This is a genomic window from Thalassospira profundimaris (genome assembly GCF_003326675.1).
GTDB classification, from domain to species: domain Bacteria; phylum Pseudomonadota; class Alphaproteobacteria; order Rhodospirillales; family Thalassospiraceae; genus Thalassospira; species Thalassospira aquimaris.
In genome coordinates this window covers 1-24,266 of record NZ_JPWF01000014.1, presented here as the reverse complement: position 1 = coordinate 24,266, position 24,266 = coordinate 1, and the positions used below count along the sequence as shown (strand labels likewise).

Sequence of the window (24,266 nt, the reverse complement as noted above, 5' to 3'; positions counted from 1 at the left end):
GCTCTCTCGCCCGCTGAACTCAACCCGCCCTTTGTGGCGGGTTCTTTTTTGGCAAAGTCGAAGCCACACACATAAAGACACCGCCAAATTTCTGGCGGTGCCTACCTTCGCAAAGACGCATTAACGTTGAGGGATAAGATGAAAAAGCGCGGGCGAAGGATTAACCGGGTTACGATGCCCGGCGTTCTAATGTTTGGCGCGGCATTTCACAGGCCTTAAGACCCGGTGTCGGCAACATCATCTGTACCGACAATGCGATGGCAAGATCACGGTGATCACCAGCCTGATCAAGGAAGCAGTTCGACCAGATACCGTCACGGTTGGCCGAAAGAAACGCACAACGCAACATCGAAAACGATGCCGAACCATAGCAATCATGCTGCCCGGTTACCTGTGCAAGCCAGCTGGCAATCGCGTCATGGGCGGCTTGATCCAGAATATCCTGCATATTGGCCCGGTCATGGGTCGCGATGCTGTCAGCTGCAAGCGCATCACGCAGGGCGTTGACCATGCGCTGATGGGCCTGTGCATCAGACATACCGAATGACCGCAGCCAGGCACGCGCCGTATCTTCGATCAGACGGGTCATCGCCGCCGATTCAAATGCGGCATAGGAAAAACCCTGTGATGCAACAGTCATATCAGTCATGTCTTCGGCCCTCCGGGCGGTAAACGATCATCGGCTATTAACGCTTCGTTAAGAATAAGCATCGCCGAAAAAACGCGGGATAATTTGCTTAAATCTGGGCGTTTTTGTGGCGCACAAGATTATTTTAAAACAACAAGTTAGATCGAAATCACCAAAAATTACGGCCCGCTGACATCGCGCCCCGCCATGATCTGATCAAGCGGTTTGACCGGCCATGACAGGATCAGGATCTTTTCATCCTTGGTCAGGCTTTCGATCCCCAGCCGGGCCAGTTTTTCATAGATGATACCGATCTCGATTGTCGTGCGTGCATCGGGCTTACGAACCGGAAGCAATGCCGAATGCAGGGCATTGGCAAAGGGGTCTTCGATCAAACGCATCAGCCCGTCCTTGACGTCCCCGTCGGCAAGCTCGGCATTAATGCGCGTCAATGCACGCAATTCTTCCGGGCTGTCATATTCCTCGGGTGTCAGGAAAAGCTTCATCCGGCGCGCAGCCTTGCCAATGGTCAGACTGCTTGAATAATGGGTCAGCCAGGGCGACAGAACCAAACCGGCCAGAATCGGCGACAGCCACCAGAAGAATGCCGTATCAACAAACACCGCAATCGCGCCCCAGATCAGACCAATCACAATAATCGTCCGGTGGGTTTTAAGCGCCGCCTTGAACGGAACACCCGCGTCATCACGTTCCTGTGCATCCCAGCCGACCTGATTACCGGTCAGAACCGAAAACACGAACTGCGAATGCAGCATCATCATGATCGGGGCCTGCAGGGCGGAATAAAGTGTTTCAAGCAACCCGCTGAAGAGGACCATGACCCCGCCATACTTCTTGCGGTCACGGCCCAGACAGACCATCAGGATCGAGATGATTTTCGGCAGAACCAGCATCCCGATGGTAAAGATCAGCAACACCAGCATCTCGAACGACCGGTCAACCGGCCATTGCGGAAACATGGTGAAGTGTCCGGGGAAGAAGCTATAGGTCAGCTGGGTATTCTGCAGGGTCGCAATCGTCGAACTCAGCAGCAAAAGCAACCAAAGCGGCGATGACACAAAGCTCATCACGCCCATAAAGAAATGCAGACGGCTTAGCGGCTTGAAACCCGGTGCGACCATCAGGCGTGCATGCTGCATATTGCCCTGACACCAGCGACGGTCACGGATGGCAAAATCAATCAGGTTCGGCGGCAATTCTTCCCAGCTGCCTTCAAGCTGCGGGATCAGCCAGCAACGCCAACCTGCCTTGCGCATAAAGGCGGCCTCGACGAAATCGTGGCTCAGGATATGGCCACCCATCGGCGGTTTGCCCGACAGGACCGGAAGTCCGCAACATTCAATAAAGGCCTTGGTGCGAATGATCGCGTTGTGACCCCAATAGTTCGAACTGCCCATGCACCAGAATGACAAACCGGCCGACATGGTCGGACCATGCACGCGCGAGATAAACTGCAAAATACGCGCAAACAGGGTCTGGCGGCCGGTTGGCTGCGGCGGACTTTGAATGATGCCCGCATCCGGGTTATTTTCCATCAGATAGGCCATATTCACCATGGCCTCGCCCGACATCACACTATCGGCATCAAAGACGATCATGTGATCGTAATTGGCGGCATAGGTTTCGCAGAATTCTTTCAGGTTACCCGATTTGCGCTCGGTATTTTCCGGACGACGGCGGAAGAAGATTTTCCCGCGTGCATTCAAATCCGTGCAGGCCTTGGCCCATGCCATTTCCTCGGCAATCCAGATATCGGGATCGCGGGTATCAGAAAGCACAAAGAAATCAAACGCATCAAGCTCGCCGGTTTGGGCAAGGCTTTCATAGCTGGCCCGAAGACCAGCAAAAACACGGTTGGGGTCTTCGTTATAGACCGGAATAACCACAACGTTTTTGGACCGAAGCGCCCCTTTGCGCACAATCGGCTTCAGGCGCTTTAACGTGATCGCGTCAAGTTTAAGCCCGCGCAGGATCAATCCGACGATGCCGGTAAAGAACGACAATGAAATCCAGGCAAAGTTGATGGTAAAGAACGCCACCACCACCATTTCCATGATGGTGAGTTGATCCGCACCCAGCACATCTGTCATCAACCAGGCAGCATATGCCGTCGCCGCAATCGACGCCCCGAACAAAAACAAACGACGCTGTCCGACACCCGGTCCGCGTAACCGGACGGTCGGGTCATACAGGGTTTCGTCATTGTATTGGTTGGTATGGTCAGAAATCTGACTCATCTGCATTTACCTGAATGTCGCGAATAGAAAAGTCGAAGTCGTGGATAAAGGCCGGGGTCAGAAGACCCACGGCATCGTCCAGGTCTCACTAAGCACTTTGTCCTTGTGCAGAAGGAACACCCGCAGATTGCTTGATGTCGCATCACTGTCACTGATCAGATCAAAGAACACACGCACGCCACCATTTTCCGGATCGGCCATCACGCGGATATTTTCGATCGTGCCATCCGACGCACTGACATCCGCCCGAAGGTTCTTGATGTCACGAATGAAGTAATCCAGATCGCCGCCTGCGAAATTCAGGACAAACCGGGTCCGCGCCGCATCATCACCCTGTGCCGCCATCCGCATCAAACGGGTATCGGTCGCCTGTGCCAGATCATGCAATCCACCCCCATCGCGGGTCGCGGTAATGCTGTATTCCAGTTCCATTTCACCGCCTGCAACCGGTTTGGTTTCAGGCACCCAATAGGCAACGATATTGTCATTGGTTTCAGACGGGCTTGGAATTTCCACAAGCTCGACATGGCCCTTGCCCCAGTTGCCCTTGGGCTTGACCCAATAGCCCGGCTGACGGTCAAACCGGCGATCCAGATCCTGATAATGATCGAAATCGCGATCCCGCTGCAAAAGACCGAAACCAATCGGGTTTTCATCAAGGAAAGAGCTCATTTGAAGATGAACCGGGTTATCAAGCGGACGCCACAGCCATTCGCCGCGCCCGTTATTGATCAGAAGCCCGTCACTTGAATGCACTTCGCCGCGATAATCGTCAAAGGAACGGCGACGCTGTTCACCAAACAGGAACATGCCATTAAGCGGCGCAATGCCGATCTTTTCCACACCGTCGCGGAAAAACAGATTGGCTTTGACATCGGCCTGACTGCGGTTGCCCGGCATGATTTCAAACTGGAAGGCACCGGTCACACGTTCGCTATCAAGCAAACCATAAACCGTGATCGTCTGATCGCCCTTTTGCGGCTCGACAATCCAGAATTCCTTGAAGACCGGAATTTCTTCACCCGTCGGTCCGGCAAGATCAATCGCCACACCGCGGGCCATCTGACCGATGGATTGTCCTTCGCCCTGAAGACGGAAATAGGATGCGCCAAGGAAACGGGTCAGCTCGTCACTGCTGCCGACATTCGACAGCGGATAGCGCAACCGGAAACCGGCATAGCCCTGTGTCGAGAAATCATTGGCCGACAGGCCGGTCTTGCCAAAATCAAACAGACCGGCGGAAAACGGAATAACCTGTATTTCGCCGTCGCGGACCAGATTGATCGCGACCGGAACGTCATACATGTTGCCCGGATGAAACAGTTCGAGCGAAAAGTCGGAATTATCCGGGTTAAAGAAGGCACGCTGGGATTTGAACCGGATCTGTTCGTATTCATCCGTGCCAAGATTTGCCAATGCTTCCGGCAGTTCACGATGCGGATTTTCAAACGGGGCCTGTGCCAGATTGCGCGCCCGATCAATCACCATCGCCGGATCAAACATCACAGGCGCACTCACAGCCGTTTTGGCTGCGTCTGCTGATTTTTCTTCGTCTGAGCTAACAGGTGCCACGTCGCCTGCATCAACATCCTCTTGGGTTTGGGGTGTTGTTGTCTCGGACGTTACGGCCGGTGTTGCCGGTTCAGATGGTGCTTGGGCTGCCGGATCGGTCGCAGTTTCAGTTGCGTCGGATTTTACTGCCGCAGGATCGCTGGTCTGTGCCATCGTTGCGATCGGCGCACCAAAAAGAATGGTTCCGGTCGCGATTGCGACCAGAAGAACATGCTTTACGGACATTGCTGAATGCCGGGAATTATGTTGCGTCATACCTGTATACGCTACCAACCATTGGATTTTTTCGGATTGTTGATTGTGCTTGTGCACAAAAAACAGGGCAGGAATGTGTCGCCATCAGGGAAAGAATCCGCAAAACCCGATCACGCCATGTGCCTTGATAACATGCTCTATACCCGGTCATGCGCATGACGAAGCGCCATTTTTGCATGGGCTATCCCCCTGAAATGCGGTGATTTCCATCTTGACACTTGCCGGAAATCCAAAGGCATCCTTTGGCCTGACTCCGTAACAGGGCCGCAAAGAAAAAGGCCGGCCCATTTCTGGGCCGACCCTGTTTTCAGATGACTGCGAATGCCGATCCGAAAATCTGTTCTGTAATCAGTAGCCGACGGCACAACCATCTTTGCGCGGATCGGACCCGGCAACATATCCGGCATCCGTTTTGGCAATAAGCTGCGCACCACCGAAACCGAAATTGGTGCTGTCCGGTGCTTCAACCTTGATGGCATGGCCCTTGGCTTTCAGCGCGTCAATCACATCGCTCCCGACCGAGGATTCCACGGCAACCTCAAGCCCGGAAAGGGCCTGCCAGCGCGGCGCATCAACCGCGGTTTGCGGGTCCTGGCCCCAAAGCTGGGTCCGCAGGGTCATTTGCAAATGCCCCTGTGCCTGCATTGGGCCGCCCATGACGCCAAAGCTCATGATCGGGTTGCCGGTATCGCTCATCAAAAAGGCCGGAATGATGGTCTGGAATGGACGTTTGCCACCTTTGACAAGGTTCGGATGCCCTTCTTTAAGACTGAAACCGTGACCACGGTTTTGCAGACTGATCGAGGTCCCCGGCACAACAACACCAGACCCAAAGCCCATATAGTTCGACTGGATGAAGGACACCATCATGCCGCTTTCATCGGCCGCGGTCACATAAACCGTCCCGCCATGTTTGGGCGCACCTGCCTTGAAATCCTGTGCCTTGTTGGCATCAATCAGTGCCGCACGGGATTTCAGATAGTCGTCGGACAACAGATGTTCGACCGTAACATCGGTCATGTAATCCAGATCGGCGACATAGGCCCGCATATCGGCAAAGGCCAGTTTCATCGCTTCGATTTCAAGATGAAGGGCCTCGGCTGAGTCCGGCTCATAATCGGTGATATTGGTATGGCGCAAAATGCCAAGCGCGATCAGCGCCGAAATCCCCTGCCCGTTTGGCGGAATTTCATGCAGCTTCACCTTGCCAAAGGCCTGTGAAATCGTACCGACCCAATCGGCCTTGTGATTGCCAAGGTCCTCTTCGGATAGGACCGCACCGTTTTCGCGGGCAAAGGCCGCAATTTTGGATGCAAGCTTACCACGATAGAAGCTTTCACCCTTGGTCTCGGCAATGTCGATCAGGCTTTCGGCAGCAGCCTTGTTCACAAACAGCTCGCCCGCCTTGGGTGCCTTTCCGCCGGGCAAGAATGCCTCGGCAAAGCCCGGTTGCTTGCACAACAGATCACCGCCCTTTTCCCAAAGGGTCGCGATGATCGGCGAAACAGCAAATCCGCGCGTTGCATATTCGATGGCCGGTTCAAACAGCTTCTCGAATGGCAGTTTGCCGAACTTGGTGGAAATTTCCTGCCATGCGGAAACCGCGCCCGGCGTGGTCACGGATTCCCAGCCACGCTGTGGCATTTTGTCCGAACCGGCGAAACGTTCCGGGTTCCAGGCGGCTGGCGCACGCCCGGATGCATTCAGACCATGCAGTTCCTTGCCATCCCAGATGATGGCATAGGCATCCGAACCAAGACCGTTGCCGGTCGGTTCAACCACGGTAAGGGCAATCGCCGAAGCCAGTGCCGCATCGGCGGCATTGCCGCCCGCCAGCAACATGCGCAAGCCCGCCTGTGCCGCAAGCGGCTGGGACGTGGACACCATGTTACGCGCCAGCACCGGCGAACGGCGTGAGGCATAAAGCGCGTCGTGACGAAGTTTCATTGGAGTCTCCTCAGCTTGGGCTTAGTCGCCGTCTTGTTCATCGGTGGCAGGACGGTCTTTTCTTCGCATCTTCAGAACCGAACGGACGCTGAAGATAACAGACAACAGGGCAGCAGCCAGCAACACGGCAGAGATCGGACGGGTAAAGAATACAGTCCAGTCACCATCACTCATCAGCGCGCGACGCAGGTTGGTCTCGGCAATCGGGCCAAGGATCACACCCAGAACCAGCGGTGCCAGCGGATAATCGAGTGACTTCAACCCGTACCCGACAAGGCCAATCGCCCCGAGCAGGTAAAGGTCCGACACACGGTTATTCAGCGCAAAGGCCCCGATCACACAGCAAATCATCACCGTCGGCACAATGAACTGCTTGGGAATATCGGTCACGCGCAGGAACAAGCGCATCGACAGAACACACACCACCAGCATCATCAGCGACGCGACAATCATGGCAACGAACATGCCATAGGCAAGATCGGCGTGATCCATGATCAGACGTGGGCCAACCGAAATACCATGCACCATAAGGGCCGCCATCAGGATCGCATCAACGGCCGATCCCGGAATGCCCAATGCAATCATCGGGATCAGACCACCGCCCGCCGTCGCAGAGTTCCCGGCTTCGGATGCAATCACACCGTCCGGATTGCCCTTGCCAAATTTCTCGGGCGTTTTGGAGCTGCGCTTGGCCTGGTCATAGGCCAGCAGGTTGGCAATTGATCCGCCAGCGCCCGGCAGGGCACCGATGAACACACCAATCAATGATGAACGCACCAGATTGACCGGATGCATCAGAACTTCGCGCATCACAGCCCAGGTCTTGAATTCGATCACATCGGGGATCAGTGCGCCCTTGTTGTCATTCTTGCCGTGGTCTTCAACCTCGCCCATCAGCTGACTGATCGCAAAGATACCAATCAGAACAATCAGGAACGGCAGACCCGGCATCAGGATGTCGGATTCAAATGTCAGACGCGGGCGCCCCATCATCGGATCAGGCCCGATGGTCGCAAGACCAAGACCGATGACACCGGCAATCAGACCGCGCATCAACGAGTTACCCACAAGGCTTGCAACAATCGTCAGGGCAAACACGATCAGCGAGAAATATTCCCAGGGTCCAAGTTTGACCGCAATCAGCGCCAGCGGCGGGGCCGCAACAATCAGGATGATGGTCGAAATCACCGTTCCGAAAAATGACGCCCAGACACCAAGCGAAAGTGCACGTCCCGGTTCCCCGCCACGCGCCATCGGAAAGGCATCAAAGGTGGTGGCAACCGAACTTGGCGTTCCGGGAATACCCAAAAGTGCCGCACTGATCAGACCGCCAGTATAACCACCGACATAAACCGACAACATCACCGAAACCCCCTGAAGCGGGTCCATGGTAAAGGTCAGCGGCAATGTCAGAATGATCGCCATGGTCACGGTAAAGCCGGGAATGGCGGCTGCAACGATCCCGGCGACGGAACCGATCAGCATGTAAATCAGGGTATCGAATGCGAAAACCTGATGGGCACCGGCAAGAAATGCATCCAACATGATCATAAACTTCTGTTAGCCCGCGAACAGCACGCCGCGCGGGAGAAACACGTTAAAGACTTCAGCAAACAGCAGATTCAAGCCAACCGAGAAAATCAGGGCGGCGATCACGGACTGAATGATGGTCTTTTTCGAAATGCCCGCGATCATCAACTGGGTGATCAGCAGGAAGATAAATGTCGCAAGCGAGAAGCCGGCAACCGGCAAAACGCCAAGGTAAACAACCAGCAACCCGAACAGGGCAAAGGAAATCCGGCGAACCTTGATCCAGCTGCAAAGTCCTTCGGCCAACCCGACAAGCTGACCCGCCTTGCGAATGTCGATAACCGCACGAATAGCTGCAATCAGGCACAGCCCGGCCAGAACGGCAAAGACCAGCTGCGGGAAAGACCCGGCACCAAGCGGTTCCCAGCGCGATGTTGGCAACTCGCCAGCACGCATCGACAGATAAACCGATCCAAGGCCGAAAACGACATAGGAAATCAGCCGTGCGAACTCTGTTCTTGCACGAGAAGCAGCGGGTGCAAGTGCACCCGCTGCTGCTGATTTCTCAGACCCGTTCGTCATCCTGCGAGCTTGCCGACAAGACGATCAACGGTGTCAGACAGCTTGCCGAGATAGGCTTTGTAAGCATCCTGACCAAGGAAGACTGCCTCGGAGCCGACATTCTTGATTTTGGTGCGAACGTCTTCGTTCTGCATAACTTTTTCAAGATGCGCTTCAAGGGCATCCGCAACATCCTGCGGCGTACCTTTCGGCAGAACAACACCACGGGTCACGGCCAGATCAAGATCATGACCCAGTTCCTTGAAGGTGCGAACATTCGGCTCGTCTGCGGTACGTTCCGGCATGCCAACCGCAGCAAAGATCAGATCGCCATTTTCAACAAACTGACCAGCCGAGGATACGTCACCGATAGCAACATCAATGTTACCGCCCACCAGCGCACGGATACGCTGACCGGTACCTTCATAACCGACATAGGAGAACTGGATACCAAACGCATCTTCGATCATCGCCATGTGAAGATGCGGCACACCGGCAAGGGTCACACCAGCGCGAACCGCACCCGGATGATCCTTGGCGAAGGCAACCATTTCTTCAAAGGTCGAGAAGTTCTCGTTCTTGGAGAAGGTCAGATACTGCGGCGATGACGTCACCAGCGCGATCGGCATGAAGCTGTCCCAGTTCAGGTCGGTAATGCCCGTACCATTGGAAATCAGCAGACCTTCATGGATCTGGGAAATGGTGTAACCATCGGCCGGGCGCTTGGCGAATTCGGCCAGACCGATATTGCCGCCAACACCGGGCATATTGATGACAGGTACAGCCTGACCGGTTTCTTCGGCAAGACCCTGGGCAACAAGACGCATCAGCGTGTCACTACCACCACCCGGGCCCCACGGAACAATGAATTCGATCGGTTTTTCTGGATAGTCCTGTGCCTGCGCTGGGCCTGCAATGGCAGCTGCCATCAGACCGGCGGCAACAGCAATCTTGCGGAACATCTCAGTGCCTCCTGATAAATAAACTGAATCAATATGAAACCAATTATTTTTTGGTTCCTTCATTTTGTCGACATATTGTTGTCATTTGAAGTTTCTCTCTGCAAGCCCAAAAACGCAAAACTACGTATTTTTCGCCATATTTAGGACTTGTTGGCGCAAAATCATTGCCAAACGGGTGCGTCTGGCGTTAGTACCAATAGCAAATACCCGCACAAATTGGTTTGGATTGGTTCAAGATGATTGAAATAGAAGGCAGCATGAGCCTCTATCTGGTCTGGGGCGCTGCAATGCTGTTTGCCGGCGTCCTTGGCGGCATTATGGCAGGCTTACTGGGTGTCGGCGGCGGGATTGTAATTGTCCCGGTGCTCTATCACTTTTTGACAACCATGGGCGTTGACGAATCGTTGCGCATGCAGGTCGCTGTTGCCACCTCGCTCACAACAATCATCGCGACTGCGATCTCATCCACCCGAAGCCATTATAAAAAGGGTTCGGTTGACATCGCACTTCTGAAACATTGGGGCCCGGCAATCGTTGTTGGTGTCATCATTGGAACCGCCATTGGCGGGCTTGCCGATGGACGGGTTCTGACCATTGTCTTTGCCGTTGTCGCCCTTTTGGTCGCGATCAATATGGTTCTGGTCAAGGACCGCGAAACCGACGAGGCCAAAAACCCGCCGAAATCGGTCTGGGCCGTCCTTGGCATTCTTGCCGGCAGCCTTTCGGCCATGATGGGCATTGGTGGTGGCACCATTTGCGTGCCGGTCCTGAACTTCCTTGGCTATGACATCCGTCGCGCGGTTGGGACGGCGGCTGCGATCGGCCTGATCATCGCCCTGCCCGGCACAATCGGCTATGCGATGTCGGGTGTCGGTGTTGATGGACGCCCGCCATTTTCAATCGGTTATGTCAATGTCCTGGCTGCGGCCCTTCTGATCCCGATGACGGTTCTGTGCGCACCGATTGGTGCACGCATTGCCCACACCATCCCCAGACGGGCACTGCGCATGTGTTTCGGCCTGTTTCTGGCGGTAACCTCTTTGCGGATGTTCTACGATCTGCTTAACTGATATCAGAGATCAAGACTTTCGATCCGAACCAGTCCTCTGGGAATGGCACCTCGCTAGAATGGGTGCGGATTGGTTCGGAGATAGGGAACGCCATCAAAAAGAATAATGACCATGAATGACCTTGCGACCCACGGATTGGCCGAAAAGCTTAAATCCGGTTTTTCCCGCGGTGAATTTGTCAAAGACGGCCGGGTGATCGCCGAACGCAACCTTGCCGAACAGCTTGATGTCGGTCGCCGGGCGCTGCGCAAGGCGCTTGACCTTCTCGAAGCAGAAGGCCTGATCTGGCGTCGCCAGGGACAAGGCACCTTTGTCGGCACCCCTCCCACGCCGCGCCTGCGCAAGCTTGAAGGCATCGCCACCAAAACCAGCCCGTTTGAAATCATGGAAGTCCGCCAGGAGATCGAACCTTCCATGGCACGTTTTGCCGCCCTTCGCGCATCGCAAGGCGATATTGATGCCATGCGAACCATGGTGGAAAACGCCGCCCGCGCCACAACGCAGGGCGAATATGAAAAATGGGATGCTGCCTTTCACCAGAAACTCGCGGAATCGGTCAAAAACACCCTGTTTCTGGCGGTGTTTGAGGCTGTTAACGCCGTGCGTCGCGATGCTGCCTGGGCACGATTACGTGAAAGCAGTCATTCCGACAGCCTGATCAATGATCTAAGCGCGCAACATCGCGATATTGTCGATGCCATCGAACAACGCGACCCCAAACGCGCCGAAGCGGCCATGCGCCGCCACCTTTCGCAGGTCGAACAAGCCCTGAAACAAGGCTAGGGTATCACCCAGACAAATGAAAAGCGGGCCTGACATCACTGTCGGCCCGCTTTTTCTTTATCCCGCACAGTCGCGCTATAAACGTGCAATATTCCCGATCATGCCTGTGGAGCAAAATCGGCAAACATTCCGTGATAGGCCTTTGATGGCGGTGCGGCATAAGCTCCGGCCTTGCTGGTGCGAATACCCAGCATTGCCAATGCCTCGATCATCTTAACGGCAGCACTGACACCATCTATCACCGGCACACCAAGTTCATCCTGAAGGCGCTGCGCTATATCGGTCATGCCCGCACAGCCCAGAACAATCGCCTCGGCATAATCATTGGCAAGGCAAAGATCTGCCTGCTTTTTAAGCGCGTCATAGGCCATCGCAGCGTTTTCGCCTTCGAAATCAAGGGTCCGAACCCCGGCGGCACGCACCACACATTGCGATGACACCCCGTATTTCGACACCAGATGTTCAAGCGGACGCACCGAAACCGGCATTGGCGTCACAATCGCAAAGCGCGACGCCACCACCGCGGCCATGCGAAGGGCTGCTTCGCACAGCCCCATGACCGGTGCCGTGGTCAGACAACGTGCTGCATCAACACCTGTATCATCAAAGCAGGCCACCACATATCCGGCAACCGGATCGCCGAGCTGTTCCGGGGCGGCTTCAAGATCACGTATGACCGAAAGCAGTCCGACACTGGCAAAGGCCTCGTCGTAATAGCCTTCGATACTGTCAGGACCAAATTGCGGATTAAGCGCAAGAACAGTGGTATGCGGGGCCACAATCCGCTTTGCCTGATCGCCAACCTTTTTGGTGAATCCCGTCGACAGATTGGGATTGATAACGGCGATCCGGCTCATGCTTTTTGACCTTTGCGACGGCGCATCAACAATACTGATCCCAACGCAATCCCGATCACCAGGAACGAGAACCCGGTCGTCACCGTGCCCAGCGCATAAAGCACCGGCGTGGTCACGTTGGTTGTCATGCCATAAATCTCAAGCGGCAGGGTATTTAACGACCCGGCCGTCATCAGGGTACGGGCAAATTCATCGTAAGACAGCGTGAACGAGAACATCGCAACCCCGATCAGGCTTGGCCCCACCATCGGCAGAACCACATACTGGATGGTTTGCCAGTTGCTTGCGCCCAGATCACGGGCGGCCTCCTCGTAAGACGGATCAAACCGGTTAAATACCGCAAACATGATCAGAAGTCCGAACGGGAAGGTCCATGTCAGATGCGCACCAAGGGCGGATGTGAACCATTGTGGCTGCCATTCGATAATATTGAACAGCAACCCGATGCCCAGTGAAATCAGGATCGACGGCACAATCAGGCTGGCAATTGCCAGATAGAAAATCACACTGTCGCCGCGGAACCGGCGACGGAATGCCAGACCCGCCATAAAGGACACAACAACTGTCACCACCATGACAATCAGGCCAAGTTTTAGTGACCGGGTAAAGGATCCGCCAAAATCCCCCACCGCCTGTTGCTCAAACAGGTTCCCGAACCAGTGGAATGAAAAACCGTTCATCGGGAAGGTCAGACCACCATTTTCCCCCTGAAATGACAGGATAAAGATGGTCAGCATCGGCCCGTAAAGAAACAGAACAAACAGGGTGAAAAAAGCCGCCAGAAAATAGAAGCTTGTCGGACGCCGTTCACGGGTTTTGGCCATGATCAAAGCTCCTTCCGGATATCAACAAGGCGCAGAAGCCCGGTCACAATCAGCAACACCGTAACCAGCAGAACCACCGCACTGGCCGCCGCTGCGGGATATTGCAAAAGCCCGATCTCGTTGGAAATCTGCAAACCGACCGACGCACTTTGCCCGCCACTCATCAAACGCACCGTAATGAAGTCACCCATCACCACGGTAATGACAAAGATCGATCCGATGGCGATACCCGGCTTTGACAGCGGCACGATAACCGATTTCAGCGTTTCAAACCCGCTGGCACCGGCATCGCGCGCTGCCTCAATCAGGGAACGATCAATACGCATCATGGAATTGAAAATCGGCACGACCATGAAAAGCGTATAGAGATGCACATCTGCCAGCACGACTGCGAAATCGGAAAACAGAAGGAACTCAAGCGGTTGATCGACAATCCCCAGATTGATCAGTGCCGAATTCAAAAGACCATTGCGGCCAAGGAACGGAATCCACGAAATCATGCGGATGATGTTTGACGTCCAGAACGGGATCGTACACAGCATGAAAAGCACGATCTGCCAGGTCAGACTGCGCACATGGAACGCCAGGAAATAGGCAACCGTAAATCCGATCAACAGGGTAAAGACCCAGGTCAATGCGGCATATTTCAATGTATTGAGATAAATTTTCCAGGTCACCGACGACCCGAGCAAATAGCTGTAATTTTCAAGAATAAAATCAGGCAGGATCCGATATTCGTCATAGTCCCAGAAACTGACAATGACGATGGTCAGCAGCGGAATGACAAGAAAGATCGCAAAGATCGCCGCCATTGGCGTGATCAGAAAATAGGACGATCGTTTGGACGTATCAAAAGCCATTATCTGTCCCTAAAAGCTCTGTCTCTGATGCTTTGGCCCCAAATGCTCTGGCCCTGAAACCTGCTGCATTCTCGGATCAATCGGACAACTGAAATTCTTAAACCGGGGTGCCGGGCGCGGCATGAACCGCGCCCGATCAAAATCTTTGAAAACACGCTTAGGCAGCGATGAATTCGTTCCACTTGCGGACCATGTGCTTGTTCTCGTCCATGACAGAGTTCCAGCACGCGACTGAGCCCATACGCTCTTCGTAGGAACCGCCATCGCGAACCGCACCGGCCTTTTCCATGACTTTGCCTTCCGGGCTAAGGATATCGCCCTGGGCCGCTTTGCCTTCCATCCAGAAGCCCCATTCGTCTTCAGACATGAACTTCTTGGCGGTTGCCGGTGCCGCGCTGTAGTAACCCTGACGGTTAAGATATGCACCAACCCAGCCCGACAGATACCAGTCGATATATTCATAAGCCGCTTCAAGCTCGAGACCCGAAAGATGCTTGGCAAGGCCAATGCCGCCGCCCCATGCACGATAGCCTTCCTTAAGAGGCTGATAGGTGCAGGCAATGCCTTTGGAACGAACGGCTGCAACTGCCGGCGACCACATGGACTGAATGACAACTTCGCCCGATGCCATAAGGTTGACCGACTCATCGAAGCTCTTCCAGAAGGCACGGAACTGACCGGCTTTCTTGGCATCGATCATGACCGCGATGGTCTTGTCGATTTCTTCCTGGGTCATGTTGCCCTTGTCGCCATAGGTGACTTCACCCATCGCTTCGCAAACCATTGCCGCATCCATGATACCGATCGACGGAATGTTAAGGATCGATGCCTTGCCCTTGAATGCCGGATCAAGCAGATCGGCCCAGCTGGTGATCGGACGATCAATCAGGTCAGGGCGGATACCAAGGGTATCAGCGTTGTAAATGGTCGGGATCAGGGTCATCCACTGGGTCGGAGCAGATGCAAATTCAACGCTGTCCGCGCCTTCAACGAAGCCAACGGTGTGCGGTGCCGTACCCTGTGCAATTTCGGAATCCGGGGTCAGCTTGCCCGTGATGAACAGCTTGGAGATCGCGTCATAGTTCTTAAGCTTGGTAGTATCCATCGGCTGCATGGTGCCAGCCGGGAAGACTTTCTTACAAATCCAGTATTCGATATCGGCAATATCGAACGAGTTCGGCTGGGTCACAGCGCGCTGTGCAACCGCATCGGAATCAAGGGCGGTCATCTGAAGGGTAAAACCAAGGTCTTCCTTAACCTTGTCGGCAACCGCATTGATGTTCGAAACACCCGTACCGAACTGGCGCAGCGTCACATTTTTGATGTTCTGCGCCCAGATGGTCGGGAAGCCGGTAATCGCACCAGAACCGATGGCCGCACCGGTAACAGCGGCAGCACCTTTAACAAATCCACGGCGCGAAATGCCGGTTTCACTCAGCAAATTCTTCTTCGATGTCTTGGTCTCGATCGTCATGTGAAGCACTCCTGATAGGTGTTTGATTTGATTTGTTTTCGTTAGGCCAGAACATGTGCATGTTCAGGCTTCCAATAGGCGATGAACTTGTCCTGTCGCCTTACCGGCGCTTGCCGAAATTCGCTTTCGGTCTTCATCAGGGTTATTTCCTTACCGTCGCTTGTGGTCGCGACGATCCTTACCCACAGGCCGAGATACTCGACCGTGGTAATTTCGACAGGGATCTGGCCGTTTTTGGTTTCTGTGGGCGGGGTTTCATCCAGACCGATCAGATCAGTACGAATGGTGAATTCAAGTTCTTCACCCGCTGTCCCGTTGGCAAAGCCCGGCAGCAAGAAGCTGTCAGGCCCCCGCGCAAGCAACGTGCCCGCCGGACCTGATTCCGTAACCTTGCCCTTGAAGATGTTCTGACCGCCCATGAAGTTGGCGATAAAGCGTGACCGCGGCTGATTGAAGATTTCCTGCGGTGTGCCTTTCTGACGGATGATGCCGTCTTCCATCACCACCACCATATCCGAAAGCGCAAGCGCCTCATCCTGGGCGTGGGTTACATGGACAAAGGTAATCCCCAGTTCCTGCTGAAGACGGCGCAATTCATCGCGCATTCGGGCTCGCAAGAACGGATCAAGTGCGGAAAGCGGTTCATCAAGCAACAGAACCGATGGTTCGGTAATCAGTGAACGTGCCAGCGCAATACGCTGTTGCTGACCACCAGAGAGCTGGTCGGGCTTGCGATCTGCAAATTGCTCCATCTGGACCCGGGCCAGCATCTCTTTGGCCCGATCTTTACGATCCGATGGGGAGACACCTTGCATCTTGAGGCCAAAGGCCACGTTCTCCGCACAGGTCATGTGCGGGAAAAGTGCGTAATTCTGGAACATCATGGCGGTGCCGCGCTTGACCGGCGGCAGTTCGGTCACATTGCGATCCCCGATCAGAAGATCACCTTCGCTGATCACTTCATGACCGGCAATCATCCGCAATGTCGTCGATTTTCCGCAACCCGACGGACCAATGAGACAGCAATACGCCCCGGCCGGAATTTGCAGGTCAATGGATTTGACCGCCTGCGTGCTGCCATAGAATTTACTGACAGCAATTAGTTCGATGGCTCCGTTGCCCTTCATCCGCTCACCCGTCACTGCATGCAAAATTGTTAACAATCCTGTTGTCGATTGCAGGCAAAATGCGTGCCAATTGTTTTTATTGGCAGTTTTGCGGGAGAATCACACAAATAAGCGAGGAAACCTTGAGACGCCTGCTTGTTTTATACCCATCTTCTGTGCATTTTTTGCGCATAATGGTTTCATTGTTCATTTTTGACGCAATCAAAAGCTACGTCATGAATTTGGCAGCAGCGATTTTTTCTTGTCCAAATCGTCAACAATTTTGTAGAAGGAATTTGATCGCGCGATAACGCAAACGACGGAAAGCATCGTCAAGATGGCCAAAGCCGACGAAACCGGCAGCTATAAGGGCAGCGGAAAGCTGCGCCCGGAGGAAATGATCTATCAGGAAATGCTCGACGCGATCCTTGATCGCCGTCTCGAACCGGGCATGAAGCTGATCGAAGAAGACCTGGCCCAGACATTTGGCGTCAGCCGCGCACGTATCCGCGCTACTTTCCTGCAACTGGCACATGACAAGCTGATCAACCTTGTCCCCAATCGCGGCGCATTCGTTTCCGAGCCAACCATTGACGAAGCCATCGAAGTTTTTGCCGCCCGCCGGATGATCGAAGACGGTGTTGCCCGCAAGGTTGCGGTCTCCATGACCGACGAACGCGCAGCCCAGATCAGGAACCATCTGGACCGTGAACACGATGCCCATCATCGTGGCGACCATCGCGCCGCCATCATCCTTTCGGGCGAATTTCACCTGTTGCTTGCACGTCTGACCGGAAATCTGGTGATCGAAGAATTTCTCGAACGCCTGATCCTGCGATCATCCCTGATCATTGCCATGTATGAAAGCCCGCAGCCGGTTGATTGTTCGCACACCGAACATGACGACCTTCTCAAGGCACTTACAAGTGGTGATCCGGATGTTGCGGCAGCTGAAATGTCGCGCCATCTCGATGCCATTCGGGATCGCCTGCAACTTCAGCGCCCCAAACCCGGCAAGACCGATTTCGCCAGCATCTTTGGTCGAAACCCGAAATCGGTTGCCAGCTGACCTTTTTATAAACAGCCCACTCCACCGCGAATGCCAGGCCTTTTTTTTTCAACAGCGGCGCATGACGCCAGCCTGTTGCTGAATTGCGACCTTAATCTGCCCCAAAGCGCTTGTGGATAGTGAACATACCCCCGAGGACTTTGGCCGGTCTGGCATCATATCATTCCCGCCGCACGTGACGGCGGTGCGACGCAAATGCCGACCGCCAGCGCCTCATAGGGTTTGGTTCTTCTAATCAAATTAGTTGCGATTGATTATCAAAACGATTATCATGCTGCATCCTGAACAGCTATTGATCCCATGGCGACCAAGCCTGATACCCAACAATTATTCCGGCAATATGGTGACGAAGTCAGACGCTTCCTCGCCCGGAAATTGTCATGCCTGGACACTGCCGAAGATCTCACCCAGGAAACCTTTGCCCGACTTTTGCGCATCGACAGCGACATCATCATCGAAGATGGCCGCGCCTTTATCTACAAAACCGCCAATAACCTGGCGATTGATCACATCCGCGCGCAGCGGCGTCGCCGAACCGACGCCACCGATCACGACACAATGGCGCTGATCGCCGATGATCGACCCGATGCCGAAACCCAGACCGGTGACCGTCACAGGCTCGGCCTGCTGCAACGTGCCATTGGCGAACTGCCACCCCGCACGCGCGAGATTTTCATTCTCGGCCGGATCGAAGGGCTTAGTTACGGTGATATCGCCCGAAAACTCTCGGTCTCGGAAAGCACGGTCCAAAAACATCTGGCCACCGCGCTGGCCCATGCGATGAGCCAACTTAAAAAACATCAGGCCGAATGACAAAAAACTGTACGTTTTTCCAAATCTGAAACGTCATAATAAACAGACCGATATCAGGAAGCAGTCGTGGCACAGGGCAACAACAGACATAATATCAATGAGATGGACCGGGACGCCGCGGCGTGGGTAATCCATGATCATGCTGTTGATCGGGAAAACATCCGGTCAGGAAATGCCCGCACGACACCAACCGACCATACATCAAGCACCGATTGGGCCCAGACTTCTTCTGATCACCGTGACGCCTATGATAGCGCCAGCAAGCTTTGGGACGAGCTTGCATTGCTTGACCCAAACCAACTGCGCCAGTCACCAACAGCTGCCAATGATACCGGTCTCGGTTTCTTTCATTATGGCGTTCGCATTGCTGCCTTTGCTGCAATTGTTCTGATTGCTGTAATCGGGGGCCTCAAGGCGCCGGACCTTCTTCTGCGATCCTTTGCCGACCACAGCACCGGACGCGGCGAGATTACCACCATCACCCTCGCCGATGGCAGCCGGGTCATGCTGGACGCTGCATCGGCAATTGACGTCCAGTTCTCTGAAACTGCACGGACAGTTAAATTGATTTCAGGTCGCGCAAGCTTCGATGTCGCCTCGGCAAGTGACACTGTACCGCCCTTTGTTGTGCGCGCAGGTCAAAGCGCCACCCGTGCCTTGGGCACAAAATTTGATGTCGAATATATGCCTGATGACGATGGCGACGTGCTGAGCATCACGGCAATTGAACATCAAATCGAATTGACCCCGAATGTTGAACACCGCCAAGAGACGCTGATCCTGTCACCGGGAGAGCAGGTCACGCTTGGCAAACACGAGGTCGACAGTACCGTACGTCAAGTTAACCTGGCGACCAGCACTAGCTGGCAAAGCGGTTTCCTGGTCTTCGACCATGCCAAACTGTCGGATGTCACCAGAACACTTAGCCGCTATGCCGAAGGACCGATTGTTGTTGCCAGCGCAGATCTTGCCAATCGCGAAGTCAGCGGCATGTTCCGAATTGATAAAATTGATCAGGCTGTCGATTTCATCAGTGAAGGATTGAAAGCATCAAGCTATTCCATCCCACATGTTGCAACCTTCCTGATCGATTAGCCCTTTGATTTCTGCCGGTTTTCGCGGAATTCAAATTTTTCAAAAAAAGTTTCAGATATTTTTACCGGATCAAAAAGCCCGCACGTCTTCTCCTGTAGGACATCGATAATGCGACCTACTTGCATTATCATTTAACTGAAGACCTAGGGGAGATGGCTAAATGGCCTCCAAACGGGGAAACTCGGCAACCGGTGTTGCCGACCACAGAAACGTGCGCGCCTCACATCGCAGTATCGCCAAACAACTTCTGGCCGGAACTGCCATGTCTCTTGGCGCGATCATGCTGTTTGCACCGATCAATGCACAGGCCGCACAGAACGCAGCCAAGACCGAAATCGCACAGGCCAATGCCAGCTTTGATTTCAACATTGCCGCCCAGAACCTGAATGATGCCCTTCTGGCTTTTGCCCAGCAAACCGGCATTCAGATTTTTTACGATACCGCACAGGTCGAAAATCTGACCAGCACCGCAGTTACCGGCACGATGACCGCCGCAGAGGCCCTTGCCAAACTGCTTGATGGCAATGACGTAAAATTCAGCTTCACCGATGACAGTTCTGTCACCCTTGTTGCGGGCGATGATACCGTGATGGACCCGGTCGTTGTCGAGGCACAGGCATCCTCGAACCCCGGCGATGCCGCGGCAACCGAAGGCACGGGCAGTTTCACCACCACCGTGGCTGGCGTTGGTTCGAAAAGCAACGAGACCATTCGCGAATTGCCGCAATCGGTCAGCGTCATCACCTCCGCCCGCATGGAAGAACAGAACTTCCAGTATCTTGATGATGCCATGCGTTACACGACTGGCGTACAGGTGCTTGCCAACACGTCGGGCCGTTCATCGATCGCATCGCGCGGTTACGAAACCACAACCGCACAGACCAACGGCCTTTCGGTTCCGATTTCCAGCCGCGAAGGCACCGTACCGAACCTTGCAATGTATGACCGTATCGAGGTCCTGCGCGGTGCAGCCGGTCTTTATGGCGGCTCCGGCTTCCCGGGTGCGACGATCAATATGATCCGTAAACAGGCCAAGGATGAATTTACCGGCTCTGCCACCGTTGGCTATGGTTCCTGGAACCATTACAGCGCACTGGGTGATGTTTCGACTCCGCTGACCGAGGATGGCAGCGTACGCGTACGCGGTGTTGTTTCCACCGAATATCGCGACAGCTTTGTTGATGTTGAAGAAAACAACAACGAACTTGGTTACGTCACGCTTGATGCAGATATCAGCGACGATACCTTTATCTCGCTTGGCCTGTCCCATGAACGCAAGGATCAGGTGCCGCATAACGGCCTGCCGGCCAATTCGGATGGTACGCAGCTTGACGTTTCACGATCAACCTTTGCCGGTGCCAGCTGGAACACCTTCGAAAACACGTCAAGCGATCTGTACTTTGATCTGAAACATCAGTTCAGCTCGCGCACCGACGGCGCAGTCGGTTTCCGCTTCAGCGATCGCGACGTGGATGCGAACTATGCCTACACCAACTCTGCGGTCGATGCGGCAGGCACCGCGACCTATACCGGTTATGAAATGCATACCGACCAGCAGGCATTCGCGGTTGATGCCCACGTAAACCACAACTTCGATCTGCTCGGGTATGAGCAAACCCTTACCATCGGTGCGGACGCAAACCGTTTTGTGACAGACTCCCAACAATATCGCGGGACGACCTACGCTGGCAGATACAGCATCTCCAGCCCGGACCTGCCTTATGTTCAACAGCCACTGAACTCCGATACCAAGGTCACTGCCACCCAGTCCGGTGTTTACACCAAGCTCAAGCTGCAGACATTTGACGACATCACCTTCTCATTCGGTGGTCGCACCAGCTGGTACAACTCGGTTACCGAAAACCGTCGCACCAGTTCTGAAAGCGATCTGACGGAAGACGCTGTTTTCACGCCGTTTGCCGGCATCGTTTATGACGTCAGCAACGATTTCTCGACCTATTTCAGCTATACCTCGATCTTCGAACCGCAGGACGCGCAGGACTCGACCGGTTCCCAGCTTAAACCGCGTACGGGTGACCAGTTTGAAATCGGCTTGAAGGGCGAGCATTTCGGTGGTCTTCTGAACAGCCATTTGGCACTGTTCCAGATTGACGACGTCAACCGCGCTGCCGACGACCCCGATGACGCCGGGACGGCAAAAATCGCATCAGGCGAACAGCGTTCGCGCGGTATCGAAGCCGAGCTGAGCGGCGCCATCACCCCGAACCTTCAGGCATTTGTTGGCTATACCCTTCTTTATGTCACCGACCAGACCAAGGACGATGATGCAACGATCCGCGTAAATTATGCGCCGCGCCATCGTGTGACCTCGTGGTTGGATTACGGCTTTGATCAGGGTGTCCTTGACGGGCTGAGCGTCGGCGGCGGCGTCACCTGGTCTGATGATTACTGGGTCAGTGCCCGTAATGTCGAAGCCGACGCCTATTACCTTGTTGATGGTCGCATCGGATACGAGGTGAATGAAAACCTCGAAGTGGCTCTGAACATCAACAACATTCTGGACGAGGAATATTATGAACGTCCGGGCACAACGAGCACCTTCAACTATTACGGCGCACCGCGGAACTTCTTCCTCAGCGTCACGGGCAAATTCTAAGCCCCTCGAAATAGTATGATGATTGAAAAAGGCGGGGTTTTCCCCGCCTTTTTCCATTAATATACTGATATAATTGCCTTTTGAAAATATTGTATAAAATATTCGACGCATCCGGCCTGCTTTGTTAAGGTCGCGCCAAGCAGCCTTCAACGCTTCGCCGTTAAATTATCATATTGTATGATGTTTACATCGGCAGGCCGAGAATCTAAGCTGCGCCAAGTTTTTCAGGGCTGCGTCATTTGGCATGTCTGATCGGGGTGATTGCGCATGGAATATGCGGAACATCCATTCGGGACCGGATCGGCCGGAATGTAATGCGCACGCCTGTCACGCATAGGACATAACCCCACAGGAGACCCACATGCTTAGTGGACAGCATTACATCGCCGGAAGCTGGATCAATGGCCCGGATGTGTTTCAGGCCGACAATCCGTCAACTGGTGACAAGCTCCCGACCAAGTTCCAGCACGGGACCGAGGAAATCGTCAATCAGGCCGTCGAAGCAACCCAGGCCTGTGCCGAAGAATTTGCATCCATGCTGCCGGCCAAGCGTGCCGAATTCCTGCGTGCCATTGCCGACGAAATCGATGCCCGGGGCGATGAAATCACCGAGATCGGCCATCTTGAATCTGCCCTGCCTGCTGCACGCCTGACTGGCGAGCGCGGCCGTACAGTTGGTCAACTGCGCTTCTTTGCTGACTGGATCGAAGAAGGATCCTGGTTTGAAGCCCGCATTGAAACCGCACAGCCAGATCGTCAGCCGCTGCCAAAACCCGACATCCGTGTCATGAACAAGGCACTGGGTCCGGTTGGTGTGTTTGGGGCTTCGAACTTCCCGCTGGCATTTTCAACCGCGGGCGGTGACACCGCATCGGCACTTGCCGCGGGTTGCCCGGTTGTCTTCAAGGGCCATGCGGCCCATCCGGGCACGTCCGAACTGGTCGCCAAGGCCATCGAAGCTGCCATCATCAAAACCGGCATGCCCAAAGGCGTCTTCAGCCTGATCCATGGCGGCACGCGCAAGGTTGGTCAGGCACTGGTTGCCCATCCGCTGATCAAGGCGGTTGGCTTTACCGGTTCGACCGGCGGGGGTCGTGCGCTGTTTGACATTGCAGTTTCCCGTCCGGAACCGATCCCGTTCTATGGCGAACTTGGTTCAAACAACCCGGTCTTCCTGCTGCCCAAAGCTATGGGCGAAAAGGCCGCAGATATTGCCAAGGGCTGGGTCGGGTCCCTGACCATGGGCGTGGGCCAGTTCTGCACCAATCCGGGTCTTCTGATCGCCCTTAAGGGTGCTGACCTTGAAACCTTTGTCGCAACGGCTGCTGCCGAACTTGGCCAGGTTGGCGGGACGGCGATGCTGACCGATCGCGTTTCAAGCGCCTATCACGAAGTCACCGACGCCATGAGCAAACATGCCAGCGTCACCTGCCCGCTGAAACGTCGCGACACCGATGGCAAGTTTGAAGGCAGCCCGGCAATCTTCCGCACCACCGCAGCCGAATGGAAAGCCAACCCGGAACTGGCCGAGGAAATGTTTGGTCCGGCCGGGATCATTGTTGAATGTGACTCGGTCGAGGAAATGTTAGCGCTGTCATCGACCCTGATCGGGCAGTTGACCGCAACCATCCATATGGTTGACGGCGATTCCAATCTGGCAAATGCCCTGCGCCCAGCCCTTGAAAAATGTGCAGGCCGTATTCTGATCAACGGGTGGCCAACCGGGGTTGAGGTCTGCCATTCCATGGTTCATGGCGGTCCGTACCCGGCAAGCACCGACTCGCGTTCGACCTCGGTCGGGTCACTGGCGATCAAACGCTTTGTCCGCCCTGTATCCTATCAGGCCTTCCCCGATGCGTTGCTTCCGGCAGCGATCAAGGATGCCAATCCGCTGAACATCCCGCGTCTGGTCAATGGCAAGTGGCAGATGCCGAACTAGGCTTTGCCACATCAGAATGTGCCGTCCTAAAATAGGTTGACGGTTT

General features: G+C 54.5%; 19 protein-coding genes. 7 read left to right on the top strand and 12 right to left on the bottom strand.

Going from position 1 to position 24,266, the window contains the following annotated elements; all coding sequences use genetic code 11:
- Positions 1–169 precede the first annotated feature (169 nt).
- The 7 genes from TH19_RS17790 to TH19_RS17760 form a co-directional block, all read right to left on the bottom strand.
- Positions 170–649: a hypothetical protein gene (locus TH19_RS17790; RefSeq protein ID WP_114103713.1), complete on the bottom strand. Its 480-nt coding sequence runs from the start codon at positions 647–649 to the stop codon at positions 170–172.
- 158 nt (positions 650–807) lie between these two features.
- A complete protein-coding gene (mdoH, locus tag TH19_RS17785) occupies positions 808–2,886 on the bottom strand; it encodes a glucans biosynthesis glucosyltransferase MdoH (protein ID WP_258548028.1) in 2,079 nt (692 codons plus the stop codon).
- Positions 2,887–2,943: 57 nt separating this feature from the next.
- Entirely contained in the window at positions 2,944–4,683 is a 1,740-nt protein-coding gene (locus TH19_RS17780) for a glucan biosynthesis protein (RefSeq protein WP_258548027.1), read from the bottom strand.
- A gap of 378 nt (positions 4,684–5,061) precedes the next feature.
- Complete coding sequence (locus tag TH19_RS17775) at positions 5,062–6,660, bottom strand: gamma-glutamyltransferase family protein (RefSeq protein WP_114103711.1); 1,599 nt, start codon at positions 6,658–6,660, stop codon at positions 5,062–5,064.
- Between the two features lie 21 nt (positions 6,661–6,681).
- Positions 6,682–8,205: a tripartite tricarboxylate transporter permease gene (locus tag TH19_RS17770; RefSeq protein WP_114103791.1), complete on the bottom strand. Its 1,524-nt coding sequence runs from the start codon at positions 8,203–8,205 to the stop codon at positions 6,682–6,684.
- Between the two features lie 15 nt (positions 8,206–8,220).
- Complete coding sequence (locus TH19_RS17765) at positions 8,221–8,772, bottom strand: tripartite tricarboxylate transporter TctB family protein (protein WP_114103710.1); 552 nt, start codon at positions 8,770–8,772, stop codon at positions 8,221–8,223.
- Entirely contained in the window at positions 8,769–9,713 is a 945-nt protein-coding gene (locus TH19_RS17760) for a tripartite tricarboxylate transporter substrate binding protein (protein ID WP_114103709.1), read from the bottom strand. The genes TH19_RS17765 and TH19_RS17760 overlap by 4 nt, the downstream gene beginning before the upstream one ends.
- A 236-nt stretch (positions 9,714–9,949) precedes the next feature.
- Between TH19_RS17760 and TH19_RS17755 the strand changes: the two genes are divergently transcribed.
- Together TH19_RS17755 and TH19_RS17750 are read left to right on the top strand one after the other, a co-directional pair.
- Positions 9,950–10,783 (top strand): sulfite exporter TauE/SafE family protein, encoded by an 834-nt coding sequence (locus tag TH19_RS17755; protein WP_114103790.1) that lies wholly within the window; start codon positions 9,950–9,952, stop codon positions 10,781–10,783.
- A 111-nt stretch (positions 10,784–10,894) separates the two neighbouring features.
- On the top strand, positions 10,895–11,566 hold the full coding sequence (locus TH19_RS17750) for a FadR/GntR family transcriptional regulator (protein WP_114103789.1): 672 nt from the start codon (positions 10,895–10,897) through the stop codon (positions 11,564–11,566).
- Positions 11,567–11,664: 98 nt separating this feature from the next.
- Here TH19_RS17750 and TH19_RS17745 read toward each other — a convergent pair whose 3' ends face one another.
- The 5 genes from TH19_RS17745 to TH19_RS17725 form a co-directional block, all read right to left on the bottom strand.
- The gene (locus tag TH19_RS17745; protein WP_114103708.1) at positions 11,665–12,423 is read right to left on the bottom strand and encodes an aspartate/glutamate racemase family protein; all 759 of its coding nucleotides are present in this window, start codon (positions 12,421–12,423) and stop codon (positions 11,665–11,667) included.
- Positions 12,420–13,247 carry an ABC transporter permease gene (locus TH19_RS17740; RefSeq protein WP_114103707.1) on the bottom strand — a complete coding sequence of 276 codons (828 nt, stop codon included), beginning with the start codon at positions 13,245–13,247 and terminating at the stop codon, positions 12,420–12,422. The genes TH19_RS17745 and TH19_RS17740 overlap by 4 nt, the downstream gene beginning before the upstream one ends.
- A 2-nt stretch (positions 13,248–13,249) precedes the next feature.
- Positions 13,250–14,107, bottom strand: coding sequence for an ABC transporter permease (locus TH19_RS17735; RefSeq protein ID WP_114103706.1), 858 nt, complete (start codon positions 14,105–14,107; stop codon positions 13,250–13,252).
- Positions 14,108–14,264: 157 nt separating this feature from the next.
- Positions 14,265–15,581, bottom strand: a complete 1,317-nt coding sequence (locus TH19_RS17730) for an ABC transporter substrate-binding protein (protein ID WP_114103705.1) — start codon at positions 15,579–15,581, stop codon at positions 14,265–14,267.
- Positions 15,582–15,622: 41 nt separating this feature from the next.
- Positions 15,623–16,708 carry an ABC transporter ATP-binding protein gene (locus tag TH19_RS17725; protein ID WP_114103704.1) on the bottom strand — a complete coding sequence of 362 codons (1,086 nt, stop codon included), beginning with the start codon at positions 16,706–16,708 and terminating at the stop codon, positions 15,623–15,625.
- A 316-nt stretch (positions 16,709–17,024) separates the two neighbouring features.
- Here TH19_RS17725 and TH19_RS17720 point away from each other — a divergent pair, with 316 nt between their 5' ends.
- From TH19_RS17720 to TH19_RS17700, 5 genes are all read left to right on the top strand, one after another.
- The gene (locus TH19_RS17720; protein ID WP_114103703.1) at positions 17,025–17,756 is read left to right on the top strand and encodes a GntR family transcriptional regulator; all 732 of its coding nucleotides are present in this window, start codon (positions 17,025–17,027) and stop codon (positions 17,754–17,756) included.
- A gap of 300 nt (positions 17,757–18,056) precedes the next feature.
- Complete coding sequence (locus TH19_RS17715; RefSeq protein ID WP_114103702.1) at positions 18,057–18,569, top strand: RNA polymerase sigma factor; 513 nt, start codon at positions 18,057–18,059, stop codon at positions 18,567–18,569.
- Positions 18,570–18,635: 66 nt separating this feature from the next.
- Positions 18,636–19,664: a FecR family protein gene (locus TH19_RS17710; protein ID WP_114103701.1), complete on the top strand. Its 1,029-nt coding sequence runs from the start codon at positions 18,636–18,638 to the stop codon at positions 19,662–19,664.
- Between the two features lie 160 nt (positions 19,665–19,824).
- Positions 19,825–22,281 carry a TonB-dependent siderophore receptor gene (locus TH19_RS17705; RefSeq protein WP_114103700.1) on the top strand — a complete coding sequence of 819 codons (2,457 nt, stop codon included), beginning with the start codon at positions 19,825–19,827 and terminating at the stop codon, positions 22,279–22,281.
- Positions 22,282–22,642: 361 nt separating this feature from the next.
- Positions 22,643–24,220: an aldehyde dehydrogenase (NADP(+)) gene (locus tag TH19_RS17700; protein WP_114103699.1), complete on the top strand. Its 1,578-nt coding sequence runs from the start codon at positions 22,643–22,645 to the stop codon at positions 24,218–24,220.
- Positions 24,221–24,266: the final 46 nt, after the last annotated feature.